The organism is Pseudomonas macauensis, from assembly GCF_047902425.1.
Classification (GTDB): Bacteria; Pseudomonadota; Gammaproteobacteria; order Pseudomonadales; family Pseudomonadaceae; genus Pseudomonas.
The window spans coordinates 4298440-4324294 of sequence record NZ_CP138377.1 but is presented as its reverse complement, the minus strand read 5'-3'; the positions used below and the strand labels follow the sequence as shown (position 1 = coordinate 4324294).

The following is a 25855-nucleotide window of genomic DNA, read 5'->3' as shown; positions in this document are numbered from 1 at the left end:
AAAGCCCCGGAACGCGGCGCGTAGCGGGGCTTTCGAGAGCGAGTTCCGGCAAGGACTGGGGCGTGTCGCCGCCGGCTCGCTTGTGGCCGGCGGCGACCATCACCCGGTCTGTGGCCACCTCTCGGCAGCGTTGTGTGAGCGCTTTCAAAGCGCCGTCGCTCCGACGCTGGCGACCTGTGCGTCTTCGCCGGACTTCACCCCGGAAACACCCACCGCGCCAATCACCTGTCCATCCACCACCACCGGTACGCCGCCTTCGAGCGAGGTGAGCAGCGGTGCGCTGACGAAAGCCACGCGTCCGCCGTTGACCATGTCCTCGTAGTCCCTGGTTTCGCGTCGGCCCAGCGCCGCGCTGCGGGCCTTCTCGATGGCGATGTAGGCACTGGCCGGGGCGCAACCGTCGAGGCGCTCCAGCGCCAGCGGATGGCCGCCGTCGTCGACCACCGCGATGGATACCGTCCAGTGGTTGCGCTGCGCCTCGGCGCGCGCCGCGGCAAGGATGCGGCCAACTTCCTGCTGGGTCAGAACGGCTTTGTTGAGCATGTTTCCACCTCGCCTTGGTTGTGGGGTTGCGGTGCGTCGGCCAGGGCTTCTTCCACCAGTTCGATCCAGTGCCGTACCGGCGTGCGGCCGGCGCCGCCCAGGTGCGTCTGGCAGCCGATGTTGGCCGTGACGATGACCTCCGGGCCGCCGCTCTCCAGCGCCTGCAGGCGGTTGTCGCGCAGGCGTCTGGACAGCTCCGGCTGGGTCAGCGAATAGGTGCCGGCGGAGCCGCAGCACAGGTGGCTGTCCGGCACGCCGGTGAGACTGAAGCCCAGGCGGGTGAGCACGCTCTCCACTGCGCCGCCGAGCTTCAGCGCGTGCTGCAGGGTGCAGGGGCAATGGAAGGCCAGGCGGCGGTCGCCGTGCACGTTCAGCTCCTCCAGCGGCTCGGCGCGCAGTACTTCGGACAGGTCGCGGGACAGTTCGCTGACCCGCCGGGCCTTGGCCGCGTACTGCGCATCGCGCTCCAGCAGATGGCCGTAATCGCGGACGAAGGCGCCGCAACCGCTGGCCGTCTGCACGATGGCCTCGGCGCCGGCTTCGATGGACGGCCACCAGGCGTCGATGTTCCTGCGTGCGCGCGCCAGACCTTGCTCCTGGGCATTCAGGTGATAGTCCACGGCGCCGCAGCAGCCGGCGTCCGCCGCCGGGATCACGCTGATACCCAGGCGATCCAGCACCCGCGCCGCGGCGGCATTGGTGTTGGGGGAGAGTGCCGGCTGCACGCAGCCTTCGAGCATCAGCATGCGCCGTGCATGGCGCGGTTTCGGACGCTCCAGCGGCGGGTGCGGGTGGCGCGGCAGCTTGCTTTGCAGGCTCTCCGGCAACAGCGGGTAGAAGGTTCGCCCGACCTTCGCCAGGGCGCCGAACAGCGCGGCATTCGGCACCACGGCGCGCAGGCTCCGACGCAGCACGCGCTCGCCGAAGGTGCGTGGCACCTGCTCCTCGACCACCGCGCGGCCGATGTCCAGCAGGTTGTGGTAATCCACGCCGGAGGGGCAGGTGGTTTCGCAGTTGCGACAGCTCAGGCAGCGGTCCAGGTGCTCGCGGGTGCTGGCGCCGGGCTCATGGCCTTCGAGCACCTGCTTGATCAGATAAATGCGCCCGCGCGGGCCGTCCAGTTCGTCGCCCAGCAACTGGTAGGTCGGGCAGGTGGCGGTGCAGAAGCCGCAGTGTACGCAGGAGCGCAGGATGCTCTCGGCTTCCTCGGCGCGGGGCAGGAGTCTGGCCTGTTCGCTCAGGTTGGTTTGCATCAGACCTCCGCGTACATTCGGCCAGGGTTGAAGATGCCCTGCGGGTCCAACTGCTGCTTGAGGCTCTGGTGGTAGCGCAGCAGGGCGGCGGGCAGCGGGTGGAAGCTGTCGTCGCCCGGCGCGCAGCGGATGGCGTGGCCGCCGACTTCGGCGACGCCGTGGCGGATCCGTTCGGCGTCCGCGTCGGACTTCAGCCAGCGCTGCGCTCCGCCCCAGTCGATCAATTGTTCGCCCGGCAGGGAAAACGATGGCGTGGCGTTGGGCAAGGATAGCCGCCAGAGAGTGCCGGGACCGGCGAAGAAGTCCAGGCGCTGTTCGCGCAGGTCCTGCCAGTAGCCGCTGTCGATCTCCTCGCCGCCCAGCCGCAGGCGGGCAGAGCACACCGAGCCCTCGCCGCCTTCCAGGCGCAGATGCAGCGCTTCGCCGTCATGGCAGGCGGCGGTGATCGGGATGGGCTGAGCGCCCCACTCCGCGAGCTCTCCCAGCGCCTGATGAATATCCATCTCCAGACGCAGGCTGGCGCACATCCGGGGCTTGGGCAGCACTTTCATCGACACCTCGGTGATCACGCCCAGACAGCCGAAACTGCCGGCGAGCAAACGGGACAGGTCATAGCCGGCGACGTTCTTCATCACCTCGCCGCCGAAGCGCAGCAGCTTGCCGTGACCGGTGATCACACGCGTGCCGAGCACGTAGTCGCGCACCGAGCCCGACCAGGGCCGGCGCGGGCCGGAGAGCCCGGCGGCGACCATGCCGCCGAAGGTGGCACCGTTGAAGTGCGGCGGTTCGCAGGGCAGCAGTTGCCCGGCTTCATCCAGCGCCGCTTCGATCTCCGCCAGCGGCGTGCCGGCACGGGCGGTGAGCACCAGTTCGGTGGGGTCGTAGCTGACGATGCCGCTATGGATGCGTGTGTCGAGTTCCACACCGTTCACCGGGCGGCCGAGGAAGGTCTTGCTGTCGTTGCCGCGAATGCGCAGCGGTGTGCGTGTCCTGATCGCCTGGTTCACCTGGGCGAGCAGGTCGGTGCTGGCATCGGGCATCAGAAGCGCTCCAGGTCGGGGAAGGGCAGCTGGCCGTGGTGCACGTGCATGGCACCGAATTCCGCGCAGCGGTGCAGGGTCGGGATGTTCTTGCCGGGGTTGAGCAGGCGATCGGGGTCGAACGCCGCCTTCACCGCATGGAACAGGGTCAGCTCGTCGCTGTTGAACTGCGCGCACATCTGGTTGATCTTCTCGCGCCCTACACCATGCTCGCCGGTGATGCTGCCGCCCACCGCCACGCAGAGTTCGAGGATTTTTCCGCCGATGGCCTCGGCGCGCTCCAGCTCGCCGGGCAGGTTGGCGTCGAAGAGGATCAGCGGATGCATGTTGCCGTCCCCGGCATGGAACACGTTGGCCACGCGCAGGCCGAACTCTTCCGACAGCTCGGCGATGCCGCGCAGCACGCGTGGCAGCTCGCGACGCGGGATGGTGCCGTCCATGCAGTAGTAGTCCGGGGAGATGCGCCCCACCGCCGGGAAGGCATTCTTGCGCCCGGCCCAGAAGCGCACGCGCTCGGCCTCGTCGCAGGCCAGGCGCACGTCGGTGGCGCCGGCCGCGCGCAGCACGCCGTCGACGCGCTCGCAGTCGTCCTGCACGTCGGCTTCCACGCCGTCCAGCTCGCACAGCAGGATGGCCGCCGCGTCCACCGGGTAGCCGGCGTGGATGAAGTCCTCGGCGGCGCGGATCGACAGGTTGTCCATCATCTCCAGCCCGCCGGGGATGATGCCGGCGGCGATGATGTCGGCCACCGCGCGGCCGGCCTTTTCCACCGAGTCGAAACTGGCCAGCAGTACCCGCGCCACCTGCGGGCGGGGCAGTAGTTTGACGGTGACTTCGGTGACGATGCCGAGCATGCCTTCGGAGCCGGTGAACAGTGCCAGCAGGTCGAAGCCGGGGCTGTCGAGGGCGTCGCTGCCCAGGGACAGGTGCTCGCCTTCGACGGTGAGGATGTCCACCTTCAGCAGGTTGTGCACGGTCAGGCCGTACTTCAGGCAATGCACGCCGCCGGCGTTCTCCGCGACGTTGCCGCCGATGGAGCAGGCAATCTGCGAGGACGGGTCGGGCGCGTAGTACAGGCCGTGCGGCGCGGCGGCCTGGGAGATCGCCAGGTTGCGCACGCCCGGCTGCACGCGGGCGAAGCGGCCCTGCGGGTTCACTTCGAGGATGCGATTGAAGCGCGCCATCACCAGCAGGATACCCTTCTCCAGCGGCAGCGCGCCGCCTGAAAGCCCTGTGCCCGCGCCGCGCGCCACCACCGGCACCTTGCGCGCGTGGCAGAGCCTGAGCAGCGCCTGCACCTGTTCGATGCGCTCGGGCAGCGCTACCAGCATCGGCAGCGTGCGGTAGGCGGAGAGGCCGTCGCATTCGTAGGGTTTGAGGTCTTCGGATTGGTGCAGCAGTTCCAGGTCCGGCACGGCGGCGCGCAGCTCGGCCAGCAGGGCGGACTTGTCGACGGCAGGCAGCGCGCCATCGACGCGCTCGTCATAGAGGATGTTCATCGGCTCACGGTGCTCTGGTCTTGTCGTTGTTCGCGCCCGGCGAGCGGCGCGTGGAGCCACGGCACCGTGAAAGTGCGACCGACGCTCAGGCCGCGTCCATCGCCTTCTGCACTGGTCCTACCAGATCTTGCACGAACGTCCATTGGAAAGCCGCGGTACTGAGAGCTAGGGTTCTGGGCAGCGAGGCAGGTGAATACCTGCTGGTCCGACCAGTTTGTAACGACAAGGTACGTACCGATGACGACTCATGCACAGGGTAAGCAGCGCGTCGCCGACCAGGTGGCGGAGAAGATCGAGCGGCTGATCGTCGACGGCGTGCTCAAGGTCGGCCAGGCATTGCCCTCGGAACGGCGTCTGGTGGAGAAGCTCGGCTGCTCGCGCTCGGCGCTGCGTGAAGGGCTACGCGCACTGCGTGGACGCGGCATCGTCGATACGGAGCAGGGGCGCGGTTCGTTCGTCGCCGACCTCACCGGCGTCGACGACATGTCGCCGCTGATGCACCTGTTCCGCTCGCAGCCGCGCACCCTCTACGACCTGCTCGAAGTGCGCGCGCTATTGGAAGGGGAGTCCGCGCGCCTGGCTGCGCTGCGCGCCACCGAGGCCGACCTGATACTGATCGGCCGACGCTTCGAGGAAATGCACGCCGCCTACGACGAACCGCAGCCGCTGGACCCGCGCGAACATGCGCGGCGCGATCATGCCTTCCATCAGGCGATCAGCGAGGCCTCGCACAACCCGGTGCTGGTGCACACCTTGCAGTCGCTCAACGAGTTGATGCTCAGCACCGTGTTCGCCTCGGTGAACAACCTCTACAACCGGCCGCCGCAGAAGCGCCAGATCGACCGTCAGCACGCGCGGCTGTACCGCGCCATCAGCGAACGTCAGCCCGAACAGGCCCAACGCGCCGCCCGCGAACATATCCACAGCGTGAGGGACAACCTGCAGGAGATTGAGCAAGAGGAACAGCGCCTGGTGCGCGCGACCTTGCGGCTGGAAGGCTGGAAATAACTGGGGAGCGTGAGACGCAACCGCAGGGTGCGGAGTCTTTTTGTAGGAGCGAGCTTGCTCGCGAACCGCTTCGCGCCGGAGTGGCCTGGTAATGCCGTTCGCGAGCAAGCTCGCTCCTAGAGGTTCCGCGTCAGCGGCGCGCCTTGCGTTCGCGCATCTCCGCGATCATCCGTTCGGCATTCGCCGCGCAACCCAAGCCTTCGGGCTTGTTCTCGATACCGTCGATCACCGCCAGCAGTCGCTCACGGTTCTCCCGCAGTTGCCGCTCCATTGCCTCGATCTCGGCGACCTTGCGACGCAGACCAGCGACCAGTTCGCCGTGGCCGTTCTCGATGGGGGTGGAGTGGGGCAGCAGGTTGCGGATTTCCTCCAGGCTGAAACCGGTCTGCTGGGCGCTGCGGATGATCTCCAGCAGGTCCAGCGTTTCCGCCGGGTATTCGCGGTAGCCGTTGGCCAGGCGGCGTGCCGGGGCGATCAGCCCGCTGGCTTCGTAGAAGCGGATGCGCGAAGGGGCGAGCCCGCTGAGACTGGCCAGTTCACCGATTTTCATGGAGGGCTCCGGAAGGGCTTGACATTAAAGTGAACTTTAAACTTAACCTCGCCGGCACCACAACCCACGGAGTCGCGCCATGTCCCCTTTCCAGCCCCTGCGCCTGCCCAACGGCAGTGAAATTCCCAACCGCGTGGCCAAGGCCGCCATGGAGGAAAATCTCGCCGATGCCGAGCAGTCGCCCTCGGCGGAGCTGATGCGCCTGTACCAGGCCTGGGCCGAGGGTGGCGCCGGCCTCTTGATCAGCGGCAATGTGATGGTCGACCGCCGCGCCATGACCGGTCCCGGTGGCGTGGTGCTGGAGGACGAACGGCAACTGGAGCGCTTCCGCCAGTGGGCACGCATCGGGCGTTCGCAAGGTGCGCAGTTCTGGTTGCAGATCAATCATCCTGGCCGCCAGGTCCAGGCCAGTCTGGGGCAGGGCGCCTGGGCGCCGTCGGCGGTGCCGCTGGAGATGGGGCGTTTCTCCAAGATGTTCGCCGTGCCCCGGGAAATGAGCGAAGCGGACATCGCCGAGGTGATCGAACGTTTCGTCCGCACCGCGGTGCTTGCCGAGCGCGCGGGCTTCAATGGCGTGCAGATCCACGCCGCCCACGGCTATCTGCTCAGCCAGTTCCTTTCGCCGTTGAGCAATCGTCGCAAAGACCGCTGGGGCGGTGCGCTGGAGAATCGCGCACGGCTGTTGCTGGAGATCGTTCGCGCGGTGCAGGGCAAGGTATCGGCCTCGTTCAGCGTGGCGGTGAAACTCAATTCGGCGGACTTCCAGCGCGGCGGTTTCGATGCCCATGACGCCCGCCAGGTGATCGAGTGGCTGAACGACGAGGCGGTGGACCTGGTCGAGCTTTCCGGCGGCAGCTACGAGGCCCCGGCGATGCAGGGTGAAGCGCGCGATGGCCGCACCCTGGCGCGCGAGGCCTACTTCCTCGAGTTCGCCCGCGAGATGCGTGATACCGCGCGGATGCCGCTGATGGTCACCGGTGGTATCCGCCGCCTGGCGGTTGCCGAACAGGTGCTGGACAGCGGCCTGGACATGGTCGGCATCGGCACGGCGCTGGCGCTGGAGCCGGGGCTGGTCGAACACTGGCGCGCCGGGCGCGACGCACAACCGCAGCTGCAGCCGATCCGCTGGCGCTCCAAGCCGCTGGCGGCACTGGCCTACATGGCGCTGGTGAAGCTGCAGTTGCGCCGCCTGGGCGACAGCCGCCGTCCCGACCCGCAAGCCTCGCCGTTGCGCGCGTTGCTGCTGGATCAGTGGCGCACGCAACGACGCACCCGCCAGTACCGGCGCTGGATGGCCGGACAGTCGGGAGCGTGAGTTCGCTTTTTTCAGGGCCGGCGGACGTCTGGCCCTTGCTTGCGAACTGTATTCCCCGGTAGCTGCGACGCGGGGAGGTTCGCGAGCAGGCTGGGAATGGAGGACCGCAAGCGTGCTGGTGAGAACCGTCAGTTCTCGAAGCTGCAACCCAACCGCCCCAGTCCCTCGATCTCCAGCTCGAACACATCCCCCGGCGCGACCTGCGACATCGGTGCCAGCGCGCCGCACAGCAGGACATCGCCGGCCTTCAGTGGCGCCCCCAGGCGCGCCATGCGCCGAGCCAGCCACAGGGCGATGTCCAGCACCGCGGCGATGTTCGTCTGGGTGGGGGGGAAGGCCGGGGCGCCATTGCGCAGCAATTGCACCGCCAGCGCCGCACCTTGCAGTTTCTCCAGCTCGACCGGCTGGTTGCCGGTGAGGTAGAGGCCCGCGCAGAGGTTGTCGGCGATGGAGTCGAGCAGGCCGATCTGCCAATTGGCCACGGCGGTGTCGTTGATCTCGATGGCCGGGACGGCGCCGTCGAGGCAGGCACGAAGGGTGGCCAGGTCCGGCTCTCCCTCGGGCAGGTCACGGCCGACCAGCAGGGCGATTTCCGCTTCGATGCGCGGCTGCAGCAGGCGCTCGCGGGAGATACGCGCGTCGCTCTGGCAGCGCAGGTCGGCGAGCAGCCGGCCGTAGACCGGCTCGTCGACCTTCAGCGCGGCCTGCATCACCGGCGAGATCAGCCCGGCCTTGGCGCCCGCCAGGCGTTGGCCGGCGGCCAGCGCCAGGTCGATGCCCAGTGCCTGTACGCGGTAGGCGTCGTCCAGCCCGGCCAGGGCGTAGGCGGCCGCAGGAGCGGCGATGGGTGTTCGGCTGGCCCGCGCGTCGGCCAGGGCGCGGGCGGCGGCGTGGTGGTTGTCGGTGCTCATGGCGCGTCTCCTCAGCGGCAGGGAATGTCGCCGACTACGGTGGTGCGGTACATCTCGCGGCGCATGCCGTGGTAGTCCGACACCGGGTAGTGCCAGGTGCTGCGGTTGTCCCAGATCGCCAGGGTACCCTGGGTCCAGCGCATGCGGCAGGTGAAGGCGGGCTGGGTGGCGATGCCGAACAGGTAGTCCAGCAGCGGCTGCGACTCGGCGGGGCGCATGCCCTTGATGCCGCTGGTGTAGGCGGGATTGACGAAGAGAATCTTCTTGCCGGTTTCCGGATGGCGGGTGACCAGCGGATGGGAGCGCACTTCGCCGTCATGGCTGCCATAGCGCACCGCCATGTTTTCCATCAGGTCGTTGTGCTTGGCCTCGGCGCCGTAGGCGCGCTCCGGGCTGTGGATGGCGTCGAGGGTTTCCAGTTGCGCGCGTAGCTTGGGCGACAGCCATTCGTAGGCCAGCGCCATATTGGCGTAGAGGGTGTCGCCGCCAAAGGGTGGGATGTCGTGGCCGTAGAGCAGGGTGAAGGCCGGCGGGCGCTCCTGGAAGGACCAGTCGGTGTGCCAGGCTCCGCCGAATACCACCGGCGTCTTCTCGTTGGCTTCCTTGACCACGCGTACCACGTGGGGATGGTCGTCCATGCCGACCACATAGGGTTCCCGGCCGAACTCGCCGAAGTGCAGGGTCACGGCTTCGAGGTCTTCCACGCTGAGCGACTGGCCGCGGATGAACAGCACCTTGTGCGCCAGCAGGGCCTGGCGCAGCTCGGCGAAGCCGTCCTCGTCCAGTTGCCGCAGATCGATGCCGCTGACGTCCGCGCCGATGGCTCCGGTGGCGGGGAAGATGCTGAAATGGCGGTACTCGGCCGCTCGGTTCTGGCTCGGCAAGGCGTAGAAGAACTCGAACATGGGGAAGCCTCTTGTGAGTGTTATCGGCCATTCAAGGATGGTCAGCACGCACACTTTCTTCCATGATGATCAGCGCCAAAAATTGACTTTCTCCGCCAACGAGAGCCACCAGCGAGTGCAACCAGGGAGACTGCGATGGATTGGCGTCAGGTCCGTGAGATCACCGGGGTGCGTTACCTGCTCGATACCGCCCGCGACAGTGGGCTGGCGCCGGAGGCCTGCCTGGTGGGCAGCGCCATCGCGCTGGCGGATCTGCAGTCGCGCGCGGTACGCATCCAGGCCTGGCAGGAGCTGGCGGTGATCCGCAATGTGCTGCAGCACATCGGCCGTCCCGGCCTGGGGCTGGTCGCCGGGCAGCGCTACCACCTGACTTCCCTGGGCCACCTGGGCTTCACCATGCTCGCCAGCCGCACCCTGCAGGAGGCGTTCGAGACCTTCGGGCGCTTCCAGAGCCTGGCGCTGACCCTCTGCCCGGTGAGCAGCGAGCCCGAGGCACGTGGCGTCTGGCTGGTCTACGGCGATACGGTGCTGCCCGAGGATGCACGGCCCTTCGTGGTGGAGCGCGGCATCGCCGGGTGCCTGCAATTGTCGCGGGAGCTGTTGCAGCGCTCGATACAGCCCTTGGCCATCGAGTTGAAGAGCGTTGAGCCGACGGACCTCACGCCGTTCCGCGATCTGTTCGGACTGGTTCCGCGCTTCGCCGCGCCACGCAACGCGATGCTGTTCGCCATGCAGGATCTGCTCGCGCCGCTGCCGCAAGCGCACATCAGCGCCCGCGACAGTGGTGAGCAGTTGTGCGAGCAGCTATGCGGCGAACTGGCGCTGACCCTTGCCGCCACACCGACTGCGCGCCAGGTGCAGCAACTGCTGCTGCGCGAGTCCGCCAGTCTGTTGGGCGGTGCCGAGGTGGCCGGGCGGCTGGGCTTGTCCGAACGCACCTTGCAGCGGCGCCTGGCGGAGGAGGGGCAGAGCCTGCAGGCGCTCAACGATGGCATCAAGCAGCGGCTCGCGGAGCGCCTGCTGCAGGAGTCGCGTATGGACCTGCACGAAGTCGCCCAGTGCCTGGGGTATGCCGAGGCGGCCAGTTTCTCCCGCGCGTTCCAGCGCTGGACGGGGCAGTCGCCGGGACGCTGGAAGCGTCAGACGGCGCTTGCCCTACTCCAAGGTTGAGCTTGGTGTAGGGCGTACAACCGTTCGCGGTTGTACGCCGTTACGCCTGTCTCATCGCCAACCTCGTGGTTGAGCGTGGCCAATGATTCCCGGATCGAACCCGAGTGGGGCACGGCCAAGGTCAATCGGCACATAACGTCGAACGTTATAGGTCCCTGTCTCAACCCATCCTGCGGTTCCGTCGTCTGCAAACTCCGCCGACCGCAGAGGCCGGATCGACATCGCCCGAATCTTTCCGCGCGGCAAAAAAAGACCGGCCCGAAGGCCGGTCCAGGGAGAGACGATAAATCAGCGACAGACGCTGGCAATGGCCAGCGCCAGGTCGCCCAGGCGTTCGGCGTCGAGCCCGGCGATGTTGGCGCGGCCGCTGCCGACCATGTACACGCTGTGCTCTTCGCGCAGGCGGCGCACCTGTTCCGGCGTCAGGCCGGTGTAGGAGAACATGCCGCGCTGGATGGCGACGTGCGCGAAGCGCTCGGCCAGGCCGTGCGGGCGCAGCGCCTCCACCAGCCCCAGGCGCAGGTCGGCGATGCGCGCACGCATGCCGTCCAGTTCGTCCAGCCAGAGGGCCTTGAGGTCCGTGTCGCCGAGGATGGTGGCAACCACTTCGGCGCCGTGGGCGGGCGGGGTGGACCAGAGGTTGCGGGCCATCAGCGCCAGTTGGCTGCGCACGTCGGTGAGCTTGGCGGCGCTGCCGGCGCAGACGATCAGCGCGCCGGTGCGCTCGCGGTAGAGGCCGAAGTTCTTCGAGCAGGAACTGGTGATCAGCATTTCCGACAGGCTGTCGGCGAACAGCCGCACCGCGCGGGCGTCCTCCTCCAGACCGTCGCCCAGGCCCTGGTAGGCGAAGTCCAGCAACGGCAACAGCTCGCGACGGCGCACCACGTCCAGCACGCGTTGCCAGTCGTTGTAGGCCAGGTCGAAGCCGGTGGGGTTGTGGCAGCAGGCGTGCAGCAGCACCACGTCGCCATGGGGCACGCGCTCCAGGGCGCTGAGCATGGCTTCCACGTCGAGACGGTTGTCGGCATCGACGTAGGGGTAATGCGACACGCGCACTCCGGCGGCGGCGAACAGGCTTTCGTGGATCGGCCAGGTCGGGTCGCTCAGCCAGATGCTCCTGCCCGGCAGGCAGCGGGCGATGAAGTCCGCCGCCAGGCGCAGGGCGCCGGTGCCGCCCGGGGTCTGGGTGGCGTCGGCGCGCTGGGTGGCCAGCAGGCGCGAGTCGGTGCCCAGCACCAGCTCGCACAGGCGGGCGGCGAACAGCGCGTCACCGTGGCCGCCGACGTAGCTCTTGGTTGTTTCGGTTTCCACCAGGCGCTGCTCGGCGATCTTCACCGCGCGGGGGATCGGCGTCAGGCCCTGGGCGTCCTTGTAGACGCCCACGCCAAGGTCGAGCCGCGCCGGGTTCGGGTCGGCCCGGTAGGCGTCGAGCAGGCCCAGGATCGGGTCGCCCGGCACGCGGGTGACCTTGGCGAAATGACTCATTTGCGGCCCTCGGCGGTTTGCGCCACCTCGTCGGTACGGGCGGCCATGATGAAGTCGTTGCGGTGCAAGCCCTTGAGCTCATGGCTCCACCAGGTGACGGTGACCTTGCCCCACTGGGTCAGCAGGTCGGGGTGGTGGCCTTCTTTCTCGGCGATGGCGCCGATGGCGTTGGTGAAGGCCAGGGCATGGCGGAAGTTCTTGAACAGGAAGACGCGTTCCAGCTCCATGTGGCCGTCGCGGACTTCGATGTTCCAGTCCGGAATCTGCTTGATCAGGACGGCCAGTTCTTCGTCGGAGACCTTCGGGGCGTCGGCGCGGCAGGCTTCGCAATGGGCTTGGGTGAGTGCGGTCATGGGGTTCTCCTAGATAGGGGCCTTGTTGGGGGCATAGGAGTGGGCTCGCGGACCATCTTAGGCTCGCGGGCACGTCTCATCCTAGGCACAGATGGGGGTATTTGCAGCGGATCAGGCGGCTTGCTTGGGCGGAAATTTCGGCGCGTGCAGGCCCAGGTGCATGGCCTCGCGGACCAGCGCCATGATGTCCTGGTGGGCCAGTTCGAACAGGCACTTGAGCTCCGGCAGGACGAAGTACAGCGGCTGCAGGATGTCGATGCGGTACGGGGTGCGCATGCATTCCAGCGGGTCGAACGCCTGGCGCTCGGGCTCGTCGGAGAGGCTGTAGACGGTCTCTTTCGGCGAGGAGAGGATGCCACCGCCGTAGATGCGTACGCCCTGGGAGGTGTCGAGCAGGCCGAATTCGATGGTCATCCAGTACAGGCGGGCGAGGTACACGCGCTCTTCCTTGCTGGCGGCCAGGCCGAGCTTGCCGTAGGTGTGGGTGAATTCGGCGAACCAGGGGTTGGTCAGCAGCGGGCAGTGGCCGAAGATCTCGTGGAAGATGTCCGGTTCCTGCAGGTAGTCCAGTTCTTCCGGGGTGCGGATGAAGGTGGCCACCGGGAATTGCTGGCTGGCCAGCAGTTCGAAGAAGGTCTGGAAGGGAATCAGCGCCGGCACCCGCGCCACGCGCCAGCCGGTGGTGGATTGCAGCACCCGGTTGATTTCGCCCAGTTGCGGGATGCGGTCATGGGGTAGGCCGAGTTGTTCGATGCCGTCCAGGTATTCCTGACAAGCGCGGCCCTCGATCACTTTCAGTTGGCGGGTGATCAGGGTGTTCCAGACCTGGTGTTCGGCTTCGGGGTAATGGATGAAACCGTGTTCGTCAGGTTGGCGGGCCACGTACTGCGTTGTCTTCATGGGTCCTCCGGCTTCGAGGCCTTGTTGTTGTGATGGACCAAGAAATAGCGCGGTCGATGTCGGCGCACAGCCCCCGGATAGAGCCTTGGTGTCCCGGATAGCCGATGATTCCGTAAAGAAATGATTACGCTTCGGCGTAAAAGCACCCGAGCACGGCTTGAAGGTGCGTCCAGGTGTCACATATTCTTGACGGAAATTTCCGGCTGCCTTGTGAAAATCCACGCCGGAACGCCCATCAGAACCACAATCACGGGCCCGCCATGCGTATCAAAGTGCACTGCCAGAACCGCGTCGGCATCCTGCGCGACATCCTCAACCTGCTGGTCGACTACGGCATCAACGTCAACCGCGGCGAAGTCGGCGGAGAGCAGGGCAACGCCATCTACCTGCTCTGCCCGAACCTCATCAACCTGCAGTTCCAGTCGCTCAAGCCCAAGCTCGAAGCGGTGCCCGGCGTATTCGGCGTCAAGCGCGTCGGCCTGATGCCCAGCGAGCGTCGTCACCTGGAACTGAACGCGCTGCTGGCGGCGCTGGATTTCCCGGTGCTGTCGATCGACATGGCCGGGCAGATCGTGGCGGGCAACCGGGCGGCCGCGCAGTTGTTGGGCGTACGCGTCGACGAGGTGCCGGGCATTCCGCTGTCGCGCTACGTGGAGGACCTCGACCTGCCGGAGCTGGTGCGGGCCAACAAGGCGCGCATCAATGGCCTGCGGGTGAAGGTAAAGGGCGACGTATTCCTGGCCGACATTGCGCCGCTACAGTCCGAGCATGACGAAAGCGAAGCGCTGGCCGGCGCCGTGCTGACGCTGCACCGCGCCGACCGCGTCGGCGAGCGCATCTACAACGTGCGGCGCCTGGAGCTGCGCGGCTTCGACAGCATCTTCCAGAGCTCGCGGGTGATGGCCGCCGTGGTGCGCGAGGCGCGCCGCATGGCGCCGTTGGACGCACCGCTGCTGATCGAAGGCGAGACCGGCACCGGCAAGGAGCTGCTGGCTCGCGCCTGCCACCTGGCCAGCCCGCGCGGGCAGTCGCCGTTCATGGCGCTGAACTGTGCCGGCCTGCCCGAATCCATGGCCGAGACCGAGCTGTTCGGTTACGGCCCCGGCGCCTTCGAAGGCGCGCGCCCGGAAGGCAAGCTCGGCCTGCTGGAACTGACCGCTGGGGGCACGCTGTTCCTCGATGGCGTGGGGGAGATGAGTCCGCGTCTGCAGGCCAAGCTGTTGCGCTTCCTGCAGGACGGTTGCTTCCGCCGCGTAGGCAGCGACGAGGAGGTGTACCTCGACGTGCGGGTGATCTGCGCCACCCAGGTCGACCTGTCCGAGCTCTGCACCAAGGGCGAATTCCGCCAGGACCTTTACCACCGCCTCAACGTGCTGTCGCTGCACATCCCGCCGTTGCGCGAATGCCTCGACGGTCTGGAACCGCTGGTGGAGCACTTCCTCGACCAGGCCAGCCGGCAGATCGGCTGCCCACTGCCCAGGCTCGCCCCGCAGGCGCTGGATCGCCTTGGCCGCTATCACTGGCCGGGCAATGTGCGGCAGCTGGAGAACGTGCTGTTCCAGGCGGTCTCGTTGTGCGAGGGCGGCACCATCAAGCCCGAGCATATCCGCCTGCCGGATTATGGTGCGCCACACCCGTTGGGCGATTTCTCCCTGGAGGGCGGGTTGGACGTCATCGTCGGGCGCTTCGAGAAGGCGGTGCTGGAGCGGCTCTATCGTGAGCATCCGAGCAGCCGGCAGTTGGGCAAGCGGTTGGGGGTGTCGCACACGACCATTGCCAACAAGCTGCGGCAGCATGGGTTGGGGCAGAGCGACGAACCGTAGGGCGCTTCTGGGACTCTGTTGGGGGGACCCAGTCCCGTAGGTGCGGACTTTGTCCGCGATGCTTGTTTCTTGTTTGGATGTCCAGCGCCGCTTCGGCGTGCGCTGAGAGATTTTGTTTCGCCCCCTCGGGCGAGTCCCTTTTGTCAAACGACACAAAAGGAACCAAAAGGTCTTGCCCCATCATCCGGGTCTCGCTTCGCGAGACTCCCCTCACTCCATCGAAGTTTCAGGGGCACGCCGCGAAGGGCCATCCCTGGCCCATCGCGGCTCTCGCGGCATCCATGCCGCTCAACCCCTGAAACTCCGATTCCGCTCGGCCTCCTGAAGGGGCGCTCCGGTGCGCGCGGATATTTCTCTGGAAGTCTTTAAATCCAGAGCCAGAGCGGTGCGCATGCTTTCGTAGGAGCGGACCTTGTCCGAGAAGTCTCATCACCGCACTCAGGTTGCAGGATGAAAAGCAGTCTATGCACGAAGCAGCCACAGTTGCAGGCGCGCGCAGAGTCCCGTCAGGAGGCCGAGTGGAGGTATTGCGCAGAGGGGCTAGCGGCATGGATGCCGCGAGAGGTGTAGAGGGCCAGGGATGGCCCTTCTACGCCGACCCTCGGAGCAATGCCGGAAGGAGGGAAGTCTTCGCGAAGCGAAGACCCGGATGTCGGGACGAGACCTTTGGTTACTTTCTGTCGTTTGAGAAAGTGACTCGCCCGAGGGGGCGAAACAAAATATCCCAACACACACCGAAGCGACGCAGAAACACCGATCAAGACGGCGGATAACACTTTAGGCGCTACTTTCCCCTACAAAGAGCATCGCGGACGGAGTCCGCTCCTACAAAACCATGCCGTCGTGAATCACCAGGTCTTCGGCCGATACCCCTTCACACACGCCCGCACTTCATCGTCGATCACATTCCCAGGCTTGATGCACTGGGCCAGCGTGCGCGGGCTGTCGCTGTAGCGCGAAGGGGCAGGGGCGGCGGTCTCCGCCGTGGGCGCCAGGCCCAGGCGGCTTTGCAGCAGCACCCAGCGCTGCTGCAGCCAGAGCTGGCTGGCCGGGTCGCGCCAGAGGGCCGTACCCGTGGCGATGAGCAGCAGCGGGATGAGCAGCCAGAGCAGCGGCTTGATCCACACGCGCCAATTGCGCCGAGATTTCGCTTCCTGCTCAGCTTGCTTCTGGTTCTGTTGCTTGACCTGCTGCCAGTACCAGTCGCGGTCTTTTTCGCTCATGTCAGTCCGTCCGAGTGCCGTTCTGCGCAGCGTAGCGGGAAGCGCGATTGGCGGCGAGCCACGATCGGCGGTCCTTGTGACGGGCATCGCGCGCCACCATAGTTGAGGTCATGACTTCCACCTCGCTTTCCTCGCGCAGCCGGGACGACGCGCTGGCCGCCTTCCACCCGGCGGTGGCCGCCTGGTTCCGCGCCCACTTCGCCGCGCCGACCCAGGCGCAGGTCCTGGCGTGGCCGGCGATCCGGGCTGGCGATTCGACCCTGGTGGCCGCGCCCACCGGTTCGGGCAAGACGCTCACCGCCTTCCTCGCCGCCATCGATGCGCTGGTGCGCGAGGGGCTGGCCAACGGTGGCGCGCTGCCGGACCGCACCACGGTGGTCTACGTCTCGCCGCTCAAGGCGCTGTCCAACGACATCCGCATCAACCTCGAGGAACCGCTGGCCGGCATCCGCGCCGTGCTGGGCGAGATGGGGCTGCCGGAAGTGGACATCCGCACCGCCGTGCGTACCGGCGACACCACCTCCAGCGAGCGCGAGGCGATGCGCCGGCAGGTGCCGCACATCCTGGTGACCACCCCGGAATCGCTCTACGTGCTGCTCGGCTCCGACTCCGGCCGCGCCATGCTGGCCGGGGCGCGCAGCGTGATCGTCGACGAAATCCACGCGCTGGCGGCGAGCAAGCGTGGCAGCCATCTGGCGCTGTCGCTGGAGCGTCTGCAGGCGCTGTGCGAGGCGCCGCTGGTGCGCATCGGCCTGTCCGCCACGCAGAAACCCCTCTCGGCGGTGGCGGCGTTCCTGGTGGGGCGACGGGCGGCCTGTCGGATCATCGACATCGGTTACAGCCGCCAGCGCGACCTGAACCTGGAAGTCCCGTCGGCGCCGCTGGAGGCTGTGATGTCCCATGACGTCTGGGACAAGGTCTACGACCGGCTCGCCGAACTGGCCACGGAACACCGCACCACCCTGGTGTTCGTCAACACCCGGCGCCAGGCCGAGAGGGTCACCCGGCACCTGGCCGAGCGCATCGGCGCCGGTTGGGTCGCGGCGCACCACGGCAGCCTGTCCAAGGAGTTGCGCCTGGGCGCCGAGCGGCGGCTCAAGGCCGGCCAGCTGCGGGTGCTGGTGGCGACCGCCTCGCTGGAGCTGGGCATCGATATCGGTGACGTCGAACTGGTCTGCCAGCTCGGTTCGCCGCGTTCCATCGCCGCCTTCCTGCAACGCGTTGGGCGCTCCGGGCACAGCGTTGGCGGCACGCCCAAGGGACGGCTGTTCCCGGCCTCGCGGGACGATCTGATCGAGTGCGTGGCGCTGCTCGACAGCGTGCGCCGCGATGAGCTGGACGCGCTGACGATTCCGCGCGCGCCGCTGGACGTGCTGGCGCAGCAGATTGTCGCCGAAGTGGCCTGCCGTGAGTGGGGCGAGGACGCGCTGTTCGAGCTGTTCACCGCTGCCCAGCCCTACGCGGAACTGACCCGCGAGCATTTCGACGCCGTGCTGCGCACCCTGGCCGAGGGCTATACCAGCCGCATCGGCCAGCGCGGCGCCTACCTGCATCGCGATGCCGTGCACCAGCGCCTGCGCGGGCGGCGAGGAGCCAAGCTGACAGCGGTGACCTCCGGCGGCACCATTCCCGATGCCGGCGACTACGCCGTGCTGCTGGAGCCCCAGGGCCTGACCGTCGGCACGGTGAACGAGGACTTCGCGGTGGAAAGCCTGGCTGGCGACGTGTTCCAGCTGGGCAATATTTCCTACCGCATCCTACGCATCGAGCCGGGCCGGGTGCGCGTCGAGGATGCCCAGGGCCAGCCGCCGAACATTCCCTTCTGGCTCGGCGAAGCGCCGGGCCGAAGCGATGAGTTGTCGTTCAGCGTCGCGCGCCTTCGCGCCCGGCTGGACGAGTTGCTCGCGCAGGGCGAGAAGGATGCCGAGCCCCTGGCCCGAGCCATCGGCTGGCTGCAAGGCGAGCTGGAGCTGGACGAAGGCGCCGCACGCCAACTGGTGGAATACCTGGCCCGTGCCCGTCACGCCCTCGGCGCGCTGCCGACCCAGAAGACGCTGATCCTCGAACGCTTCTTCGACGAATCCGGCGGCATGCAGCTGGTGATCCATTCGCCCTTCGGCAGCCGTCTCAATCGCGCCTGGGGCCTGGCGCTGCGCAAGCGCTTCTGTCGCACCTTCAATTTCGAGTTGCAGGCTGCCGCCACCGAAAACGCCATTATCCTCTCGCTGTCCACCAGCCACAGCTTCCCGCTGGAGGAAGTCTGGCGCTACCTGCACTCCAACAGCGCCGAACAGGTGCTGATCCAGGCGCTGCTCGATGCGCCGCTGTTCGGCGTGCGCTGGCGCTGGAACGCCACCACGGCGCTGGCGTTGCCGCGCTACAGCGGCGGGCGCAAGGTCGCCCCGCAGTTGCAACGCATGCGCAGTGAGGACCTGCTGGCCTCGGTATTCCCCGACCAGGTGGCCTGCCTGGAGAACATCGTCGGCGAGCGCGAGATTCCCGATCACCCGCTGGTGGCGCAGACCCTCGATGACTGCCTGCACGAGGCGATGGACAGCGAAGGCTGGCTGGCCCTGCTGCGGCGCATGGAGCGCGGCGAGGTGACCTTGCTGGCGCGCGACCTGCCGGCACCTTCGCCGCTGGCGGCGGAAGTGCTGTCGGCCAGCCCCTACGCCTTCCTCGACGACGCGCCGCTGGAGGAGCGTCGGACCCAGGCCGTACAGAGCCGCCGCTGGACCGATCCGGAAAGCGCCGACGACCTCGGTGCGCTGGATGTGGAAGCCATCGCCGCGGTGCGCGCCGAAGCCTGGCCGGAAGCCCGCGATGCCGACGAGATGCACGAGGCGCTGACCGGCCTGGGTGGCATCCGCGATAGCGAGGCGCAGGCCAACGAGGGCTGGCCCCAGCTGCTCAAGGCGCTGGCCACGGCGGGCAGGGCGACGCGTCTGTCCTTGCCGGTCGGAGAGGTTTGGGTGGCGGCGGAGCGGCTCAGCCAGTGGCAGGCGTTGCATCCGCAGGTGGCCATGACGCCTGTGCTCGATCTGCCGCCGGCATTGCGCGAGACGTGCGCGGCAGATGAAGCGCAAGTCGAACTGGTACGCGCTCGCCTGACCGGCTTCGGTCCGCGTCTGCTGCGCGAGTTGGCCGACGACCTGGGCATTGCCGCTGGCGATGCAGGCTTCGCCCTGGCCAGCCTGGAGCGCGAGGGCTATGTGCTGCGCGGACGCTTCGTGCCGGGTGTGAGCGAGGAGCAATGGTGCGAGCGTCACCTGCTGGCGCGCATCCATCGCTACACGGTCAAGCGCCTGCGCCGGGAGATCGAGCCGGTGCCGCGCGCCGACTTCATGCGCTTCCTGTTCGACTGGCAGCGGGTTTCCAGTGGCTCGCGGGTGCGTGGCGCGGAATCCCTGGCCGGCGTGCTCAGCCAGCTGGAGGGCTTCCAGGCCGCCGCCGGCGCCTGGGAGAGCGACATCCTGCCGGCGCGGGTGGCCGACTATGGCATCAACTGGCTGGACGACCTGTGCCGCGCCGGCCGGCTGGTCTGGGCGCGCCTGCCCAGCCGCAGCTCGGCGCGTGGCCGTAGCGGGCCGCTCAAGAGCACGCCCATCGTCCTGCTGCCGCGCGCGCAGATGGCGCTGTGGAGCTCGCTGAGCGCGGCGCTGCCGGAGGCCGAGCTGTCGGCCAAGGCCAACAAGGTGCTGGAGGTGCTCAGGGAGCACGGTGCGTCCTTCTTCGACGACCTGGCCAGCGACAGCCACCTGCTGCGTACCGAGCTGGAAACCGTGCTGGGTGAACTGGTGGCGGCCGGGCGGGTGAATGCCGACAGCTTCGCCGGCCTGCGTGCGCTGCTGATGCCGGCGGCGCGGCGCCACCCGCAACGGCGCTCGCGCACACCGCTGTTCGGCATGGCCGACGCCGGACGCTGGGCGTTGTTGCGCCGAACCACCCTGGATCCGGGCGCACGGTTGCCGGCGGAAACCCTGGAACACGTCGCCATGACCCTGCTGCGCCGCTACGGTGTGGTCTGCTGGCGCCTGCTCGACCGCGAGGCCGACTGGCTGCCGCCGTGGCGCGACCTGCTGCGGGTCTATCACCGCCTGGAGGCGCGAGGGGAAATCCGTGGCGGACGCTTCGTCGCCGGGCTCACCGGCGAGCAGTTCGCCCTGCCCGAGGCCGTCGGCCTGCTGCGCGAGGTGCGTCGCCGCGAGGCTGGCGGAGAATGTGTGGTGGTTTCGGCGGTGGACCCGCTGAACCTCTCCGGTACCCTGCTGCCGGGGCGCAAGGTGCCGGCGTTGGCCGGCAACCGGGTGCTCTACCACGAGGGTGTGCCAGTGGGTGCCCTGATCGCCGGCGAGGTGGAGCTGCTGGCGGAGCTGGCGCCGGAAGACCAGGCTCGGGCACGGGAGTTGCTGATCCGCCGGTAACAGGACCAAGGCTGGCTTACACTCAGCGACACCCACTTCTTTTCGATGAGACTGCGATGTCGTCCCGCGAGCCGCCGAATCTGTCCGCCTTGCTGCGCCAAGGGTGGTTTCTGCCGCTGCTGGTGCTTGCCACTGTCCTGCGCCTGCACGAACTGACCGAATCGGCGATCTGGGGCGATGAAAGCTCCAGCCTGCTCCTGGCCCTCTATTCGCCCTCGGCGCTCTGGCATCACGCCGCCCATGACGTGCATCCGCCGTTGTACTTCTTCCTGTTGCACCTGTGGGTGCAGGTGCTGGGTGAAGGCGTGTTGGCGCTGCGCCTGCTGAGCGCGGTATTCGGCTCGCTGGCGGTGTTCCTCGGCGGCTGGCTGGCCTGGCGGCTCGCCAGTCGCCGCGCGGCCTTCCTGGCCACCTTGCTGCTGGCGTTGCTGCCCACGGCGGTGCGCTACAGCCAGGAGGTACGCATGTATTCGCTGCTGGGGTGCTGGCTGCTGGCGGCGACCCTGGCGCTGCTCTACTGGTTGGACACGGGGCGCCGCCGTCACCTGGTGGCGTATGCGCTGCTGATGACGGCGGCGTTCTACACCCATTACTTCAGCGTGCTCGGGCTGCTGGTGCACTGGCTCTGGCTGGCTTCGCTGCCGGACAGCCCGCTGCGGCGGCGCGACTGGTGGTTGGCCAATCTGGCCGTGGCCGTGCTGTTCCTGCCCTGGCTTCCGGGGATGCTCGACCTGGCCCGGCACATGGCCGACCTGGTGGCGGGCGGCGACGTGGGCTGGGAGCCGCCCGTGGACGCGCTGTCGGTGCCCTCCATGCTCTGGCAGTGGCTGGCGCAGTCGGATGGCAACGAGCTGCCCTGGCCGTTGCTGCTGGGCGTGCCGGTGTTGCTGGTGGCGGTACTGTTGCTGGTGCTGCGCCGGGACCGCAGCCGCCTGCGCGTCGAGGTGCTGGCGGCGCTCTACTGCGGCGTACCGCTGCTGATCCTGTATGGCGTGTCGTTCGTTTCGTCGGTGTTCGTCGAGCGCTACCTGACGGCCTTCGCCCTCGGCCTGCCGCTGCTCCTGGCGCTGGGGCTGGATCGCCTGCTGGCATCGCGCCGAGCCTTGGGCGCGGTGCTGCTGGTGACCCTGCTGGGCCTGGAGTGCATGGGCCTCGGGCGTCTCTACGAGGCCGACCCGGACGAACAGTTCGACGGCATGGCCGCCTACGTCAACGCGCACTATCGCGGCGGCGATCGCATCGTAGTGGACGACATCCTCTGGTACCTGGCCTTCCGTTACTACAACCACACCGGCAGCCAGCCGCTGCTGTATACCGCGCCGGCGGAGGATGGCTCGTCCGGGCGGCCGACCCTCTACGGCTTCGGCTCGCTGATCGACGACCGGCGGCATTCCTTCGTCGATCGCCTGGCCGATCTGCCGCAGGACGAGGGCCGCGTCTGGCTGGTGATGAGCCGCTACAACGACAACGAGATTCCCGATGTTCCGGCCAACTGGCGACGGGTGGCGCAGCATGCCGGCGGGGAAGTGCAGGCGATGCTGTTCGAGCGCGCGGGACAGCGCAACGCCGCGCGCTGAGGGCTTATCGGATCAGAAGCGGATGCGCCCGGTGAAAGCATCCTTGAGCATCACCCAGTCGCCCATGAAGGACCACAGCGGGTACTTGAAGGTGGCCGGACGGTTCTTCTCGAACACGAAATGCCCGACCCAGGCGAAGCCGTAGCCGGCAAACGGCAAGGCCAGCAGCCACAGCCACTGCCCGCTGACGATAGCGTAGGCGAGCAGCGACAGCACCAGCAGGCTGCCCACGTAGTGCAGGCGGCGGCAGGTCGGGTTGCTGTGTTCCTGCAGGTAGTAGGGGTAGAACTCGGCAAAGCTCTGGAATCGATCGGCGGTCCGGGTGCTCATGGCGCACCTCCTGTTGTTGTGGTGGCCCAGTGTAGGCGCGGGCCGGCGGACTTGCGGATGACATAGGGGGCCAGTTTAGTATCCCGCTACGCCGCGCCGCTGGCGCGAGTCATCAGCATAACTAGAAGAATCGAGCATGCCTGAGCGTACAACCCTGTCGAGCTGGGTGCGGGGGATCGTGCAGTCGCTGGAGCTGGAAGGCCTGGACAGCCGTGCATTGTTCGTCGAGCTGGGGCTGGATTACGCCGCCCTCGACAACCCCGACGCGCGCTACCCGCAGGACGCCATGAGCCGCCTGTGGAACCGCGCGGTGGATCTGTCCGGCAACCCGGCCATCGGCCTGAACATCGCCCGTGTGCATACGCCGGCCTTTCCGGTGGTGGGCTATGCGCTGATGTCCAGCCGCAACCTGGGCGAGGGCTTCGAGCGCCTGGAGCGCTACCAGCGGATCATTGCCGAGGGCGCCGACCTGACCTTCCGCCGCCTGCCCGAGGGCTGCCTGTACAGCATCGCCGTGCATGGCGACCGCCTGCCGGTGCCGCGGCAGAGCGCCGAGTGCTCGCTGGCCAGCCTGATCAGCATGCTGCGCTGGATCACCGGACGCCCGATCAACCCCCTGGAAGTCCACTTGGCCGGCGAGCCGCCGCGGGATGCTGCGCCCTACCGTGAGCTGTTCCAGGCGCCGCTGGTTTTCGGCCAGACGCACTGCGCCATGCTGTTCTCCCACGAGGACATGGGCGCGCCGCTGCCCACCGCCAACGAGGAACTGGCGCGCCTTCACGATCGCTTCGCCGGGGAGTACCTGGCGCGTTTCGTCAGCAGCCGCTTCAGTCACCAGACCCGCCAGGTGCTGTGCCGCCTGCTGCCCCAGGGCGAGCCCAAGCGCGAGAGTGTGGCGCAGGCACTGCACCTGTCCGAGCGCACCTTGCAGCGGCGCTTGCAGGAGGAGGGCACCAGCTACCAGCAACTGCTCGACGACACCCGCCGCGAACTGGCCCAGCAGTACCTGGCCACGCCGCGCATGACGCTACTGGAGATCGCCTACCTGCTGGGGTTTTCCGAGCCGAGCAATTTCTTCCGGGCGTTCCGCCGCTGGTTCGGGATGACGCCGGGGGAGTATCGGGAAGGGTTGTAAGCGGGCGCAACGCTCCGGTGGCTCTTTGTAGGAGCGAGCTTGCTCGCGAACAGCTTGACGCCGGTGCCCAGCCGTTCGCGAGTAAGCTCGCTCCTACAGAAGCCTGCCGCAGCGGGCTAGCGTAGACGGCGCCTGGGAATGATGGGTATCGCTGCGCTCCACACCATCCTACGGCGTATTCATCCTGCAAATTGGGTGGCAGGGACGATCAATGCCGCCAGAACGCCGGGGTGAACAGCACCAGCACGGTGATGATCTCCAGGCGACCGAACAGCATCCCCGCGCTGAGCAGCCATTTGGCAGCGTCCGGCAGCGGTGCGAAGTTGCCCGACGGGCCGATGATCGGCCCCATGCCCGGCCCCACGCCGGCCACGGTGCTGGCGGCGCCGGTCAGCGCGGTCATCCAGTCCAGGCCGAGGAACGACAGCCCCAGCGCCAGTACGCCCACGGTACCGCCGAAGAAGAACGAGAAGGTCAGGATCGAGCGGACGATTTCTTCGTCCAGCCGGTGGCCGTTGTAGCTCTGCTTGATCACCGCGCGCGGGTGGATCAACTGGTAGAGGCTGGCGCGCAGTAGGGTGAAGGCCACCTGGAAGCGGAAGATCTTGATGCCGCCGGCAGTGGAGCCGGAGCAGCCGCCGATGAAGCCCAGGTAGAAGAACAGCATGATCGAGAAGTGGCCCCACAGGCTGTAGTCGCCCAGGGCGAAGCCGGTGGTGGTCATCACCGAGGTGACGTTCACCGCGACGATGCGGAAGGCATCCTGCCAGGCGAGGTCGGAGTTCACCGCATACCAGGTCCCCATCACCACCCAGGTGAACAGCAGTATGCCGAGGAAGCCATGGACTTGGTGATCCTTGATCAGCGCCTTGCGGTGGCCGCGCAGGGTGGCCACGTAGAGCACGAAGGGAATGCTGCCCAGGATCATGATCACCACCGCCACCCAGTGCACCGCCGGCTGGTGCCACTTGGCCAACGACTGGTCGGAGGTGGAAAAGCCGCCGGTGGAGATCGCCGACATGGCGTGGTTGACCGCGTCGAACAGGCCCATGCCGGCCCACCACAGGGCCAGCGCGCCGAGGATGGTGATGCCGACGTACACCCCGACGATGTACTTGGCCACCATGTGCGAGCGCGGCATGACCTTGTCGGAGCGGTCCGAGGATTCGGTCTGGAACAGGCGCATGCCGCCGATGCGCAGCATCGGCAGGATCGCCACCGCCATGCCGATGAAGCCGATGCCGCCCAGCCAGTGCAGCAGCGAGCGCCAGATCAGCAGGCCCGGCGACATGCTGTCCAGCCCGCTGAGCACGGTGGAACCGGTGGCGGTGATGCCGGACATGCTCTCGAAGATCGCGTCGGTGAAGCTGATGTGCCGGGCGAACATGAAGGGCAGGGCGGAGAAGAAGCAGACGATCACCCAGCTCGACACCGTGAGCATGTACATGTCCCGCGGGCGCAGGTGCACCTGCTCCGGGCGGCCGGGGAGAACCATGCCCAGCCCGCAGGTGAAGGTGATGATCGCCGACCATATGTAGGGGTGCAGTTCGCTGCCGCGGCCGTAGTAGAGCAGGGTGGCCATAGGGATCAGCATGGCGACGGCCAGGGTGATCACGAAGATGCCGATGATGAATCCAAGGGTACGTAGTGTCGGCAGGGCCATGCGGCGGCGCTCGGGTATCGGTGAACCGGCCATTTTACCTGCCGTCGGGCAAGTGTAAACCGAGTGAATCTGCCCTCTTCACAAGCGCAACGGGATGGATAGAATCTTGCGCAGCCCGCCGGCGCTCGCCGGTTTCTCTGGTGCATTCGCATCCATGTCCAATAACAATCCGTGTCTGAATTGTGGCGCCTGCTGCGCGCATTTCCGTGTGTCCTTCTATTTTGGCGAGTGCCAATCCTCCGGTGGCGTCGTCCCGGATGAGCAGGTCGTCCAGGTCAGCCCCTACATGGTCGCCATGCGCGGCACCGAGGTGCGACCGGTGCGCTGCGTCGGCCTGCTCGGTGACGTCGGTTGCGGCGTGCGCTGCACGATGTACGAACAGCGTTCCTCGACCTGCCGGGAATTCGAGGCCTCCTGGACCGATGGCGTGCACAACCCCAACTGCGACGCGGCCCGCGCCGCCTATGGCCTGCCGCCGCTGACGCCACCGGTGATGCCGACGCTTTCGCCGGACCGGGTGGCCTGAGAACCTGTTTACGATCTGCTGCGCGTCGGCATAACTGCGTTAAAAACAGGCTCGGAAGCCGCTTGCGGCTAATGCACTTCAGTGCGGCCCCGGAGGGGCGAGCGTAGCGAGTACTGCTCATTTACAGCGCGTAAACTCCGCGTCCTCGCCTGTTTGATTCGCTGGCGCTCACCCTTCGGGCCAGCCTGCGGCTGTTACTCCCGCTGGTCGTTGCGCCTTGCT

21 protein-coding genes are annotated in these 25855 nt (G+C 67.4%); 8 read left to right on the top strand and 13 right to left on the bottom strand.

All coding sequences use genetic code 11. The features are described from left to right. Positions 1-144 precede the first annotated feature (144 nt). The 4 genes from SD196_RS19775 to glcD are packed head-to-tail and all read right to left on the bottom strand — an operon-like array spanning position 145 to position 4335. The gene (locus SD196_RS19775) at positions 145-543 is read right to left on the bottom strand and encodes a heme-binding protein (protein WP_275610836.1); all 399 of its coding nucleotides are present in this window, start codon (positions 541-543) and stop codon (positions 145-147) included. Then, positions 522-1796, bottom strand: a complete 1275-nt coding sequence (gene glcF, locus SD196_RS19770; RefSeq protein WP_343572576.1) for a glycolate oxidase subunit GlcF — start codon at positions 1794-1796, stop codon at positions 522-524. Before glcF ends, SD196_RS19775 begins: the two co-directional genes overlap by 22 nt. Continuing rightward, complete coding sequence (gene glcE / locus SD196_RS19765) at positions 1796-2836, bottom strand: glycolate oxidase subunit GlcE (RefSeq protein ID WP_343572577.1); 1041 nt, start codon at positions 2834-2836, stop codon at positions 1796-1798. Before glcE ends, glcF begins: the two co-directional genes overlap by 1 nt. Beyond that, on the bottom strand, positions 2836-4335 hold the full coding sequence (glcD, locus tag SD196_RS19760; protein ID WP_343572578.1) for a glycolate oxidase subunit GlcD: 1500 nt from the start codon (positions 4333-4335) through the stop codon (positions 2836-2838). Before glcD ends, glcE begins: the two co-directional genes overlap by 1 nt. 237 nt (positions 4336-4572) lie before the next feature. Here glcD and glcC point away from each other — a divergent pair, with 237 nt between their 5' ends. Continuing rightward, entirely contained in the window at positions 4573-5343 is a 771-nt protein-coding gene (gene glcC / locus SD196_RS19755) for a transcriptional regulator GlcC (RefSeq protein WP_275610839.1), read from the top strand. A gap of 130 nt (positions 5344-5473) precedes the next feature. Here glcC and SD196_RS19750 read toward each other — a convergent pair whose 3' ends face one another. Then, entirely contained in the window at positions 5474-5893 is a 420-nt protein-coding gene (locus SD196_RS19750; RefSeq protein WP_275610840.1) for a MerR family transcriptional regulator, read from the bottom strand. Positions 5894-5972: 79 nt separating this feature from the next. On the opposite strand from SD196_RS19750, the gene SD196_RS19745 reads away from it, so the two are divergent. Beyond that, positions 5973-7208, top strand: a complete 1236-nt coding sequence (locus SD196_RS19745; protein ID WP_343572579.1) for an NADH:flavin oxidoreductase/NADH oxidase family protein — start codon at positions 5973-5975, stop codon at positions 7206-7208. Positions 7209-7336: 128 nt separating this feature from the next. Here SD196_RS19745 and SD196_RS19740 read toward each other — a convergent pair whose 3' ends face one another. Next, positions 7337-8119 (bottom strand): 2-keto-4-pentenoate hydratase, encoded by a 783-nt coding sequence (locus SD196_RS19740; RefSeq protein WP_343572580.1) that lies wholly within the window; start codon positions 8117-8119, stop codon positions 7337-7339. Positions 8120-8130: 11 nt separating this feature from the next. Further along, on the bottom strand, positions 8131-9024 hold the full coding sequence (locus SD196_RS19735; RefSeq protein ID WP_343572581.1) for a TauD/TfdA family dioxygenase: 894 nt from the start codon (positions 9022-9024) through the stop codon (positions 8131-8133). A 135-nt stretch (positions 9025-9159) separates the two neighbouring features. On the opposite strand from SD196_RS19735, the gene SD196_RS19730 reads away from it, so the two are divergent. After that, the gene (locus tag SD196_RS19730) at positions 9160-10194 is read left to right on the top strand and encodes an AraC family transcriptional regulator (RefSeq protein ID WP_343572582.1); all 1035 of its coding nucleotides are present in this window, start codon (positions 9160-9162) and stop codon (positions 10192-10194) included. A 288-nt stretch (positions 10195-10482) separates the two neighbouring features. Here the strand turns inward: SD196_RS19730 and SD196_RS19725 are convergent, their stop codons facing one another. From SD196_RS19725 to phhA, 3 genes are all read right to left on the bottom strand, one after another. Beyond that, a complete protein-coding gene (locus tag SD196_RS19725; RefSeq protein ID WP_343572583.1) occupies positions 10483-11679 on the bottom strand; it encodes an amino acid aminotransferase in 1197 nt (398 codons plus the stop codon). Then, complete coding sequence (locus SD196_RS19720; protein WP_207885288.1) at positions 11676-12032, bottom strand: 4a-hydroxytetrahydrobiopterin dehydratase; 357 nt, start codon at positions 12030-12032, stop codon at positions 11676-11678. Before SD196_RS19720 ends, SD196_RS19725 begins: the two co-directional genes overlap by 4 nt. A 111-nt stretch (positions 12033-12143) precedes the next feature. Further along, complete coding sequence (phhA, locus tag SD196_RS19715; protein WP_343572584.1) at positions 12144-12932, bottom strand: phenylalanine 4-monooxygenase; 789 nt, start codon at positions 12930-12932, stop codon at positions 12144-12146. A 260-nt stretch (positions 12933-13192) separates the two neighbouring features. Between phhA and SD196_RS19710 the strand changes: the two genes are divergently transcribed. Next, complete coding sequence (locus SD196_RS19710) at positions 13193-14755, top strand: sigma-54-dependent transcriptional regulator (protein ID WP_275610847.1); 1563 nt, start codon at positions 13193-13195, stop codon at positions 14753-14755. An 848-nt stretch (positions 14756-15603) separates the two neighbouring features. On the opposite strand, the gene SD196_RS19705 is transcribed toward SD196_RS19710, so the two are convergent. After that, the gene (locus tag SD196_RS19705) at positions 15604-15978 is read right to left on the bottom strand and encodes a hypothetical protein (protein ID WP_275610848.1); all 375 of its coding nucleotides are present in this window, start codon (positions 15976-15978) and stop codon (positions 15604-15606) included. 110 nt (positions 15979-16088) lie between these two features. Here SD196_RS19705 and SD196_RS19700 point away from each other — a divergent pair, with 110 nt between their 5' ends. Together SD196_RS19700 and SD196_RS19695 are read left to right on the top strand one after the other, a co-directional pair. Beyond that, positions 16089-20402 (top strand): DEAD/DEAH box helicase, encoded by a 4314-nt coding sequence (locus tag SD196_RS19700; protein WP_416310588.1) that lies wholly within the window; start codon positions 16089-16091, stop codon positions 20400-20402. Positions 20403-20647: 245 nt separating this feature from the next. Further along, positions 20648-21979, top strand: coding sequence for a glycosyltransferase family 39 protein (locus SD196_RS19695; protein ID WP_416311759.1), 1332 nt, complete (start codon positions 20648-20650; stop codon positions 21977-21979). A gap of 12 nt (positions 21980-21991) precedes the next feature. On the opposite strand, the gene SD196_RS19690 is transcribed toward SD196_RS19695, so the two are convergent. Then, positions 21992-22309 carry an Mpo1-like protein gene (locus SD196_RS19690; protein WP_275610851.1) on the bottom strand — a complete coding sequence of 106 codons (318 nt, stop codon included), beginning with the start codon at positions 22307-22309 and terminating at the stop codon, positions 21992-21994. Positions 22310-22445: 136 nt separating this feature from the next. Here SD196_RS19690 and SD196_RS19685 point away from each other — a divergent pair, with 136 nt between their 5' ends. Then, positions 22446-23444 (top strand): AraC family transcriptional regulator, encoded by a 999-nt coding sequence (locus SD196_RS19685; protein ID WP_416310587.1) that lies wholly within the window; start codon positions 22446-22448, stop codon positions 23442-23444. Between the two features lie 208 nt (positions 23445-23652). Here the strand turns inward: SD196_RS19685 and SD196_RS19680 are convergent, their stop codons facing one another. Then, positions 23653-25107 (bottom strand): TrkH family potassium uptake protein, encoded by a 1455-nt coding sequence (locus SD196_RS19680; protein WP_275611913.1) that lies wholly within the window; start codon positions 25105-25107, stop codon positions 23653-23655. A gap of 154 nt (positions 25108-25261) precedes the next feature. Between SD196_RS19680 and SD196_RS19675 the strand changes: the two genes are divergently transcribed. Further along, complete coding sequence (locus SD196_RS19675; RefSeq protein WP_331316047.1) at positions 25262-25633, top strand: YkgJ family cysteine cluster protein; 372 nt, start codon at positions 25262-25264, stop codon at positions 25631-25633. Positions 25634-25855 lie beyond the last annotated feature (222 nt).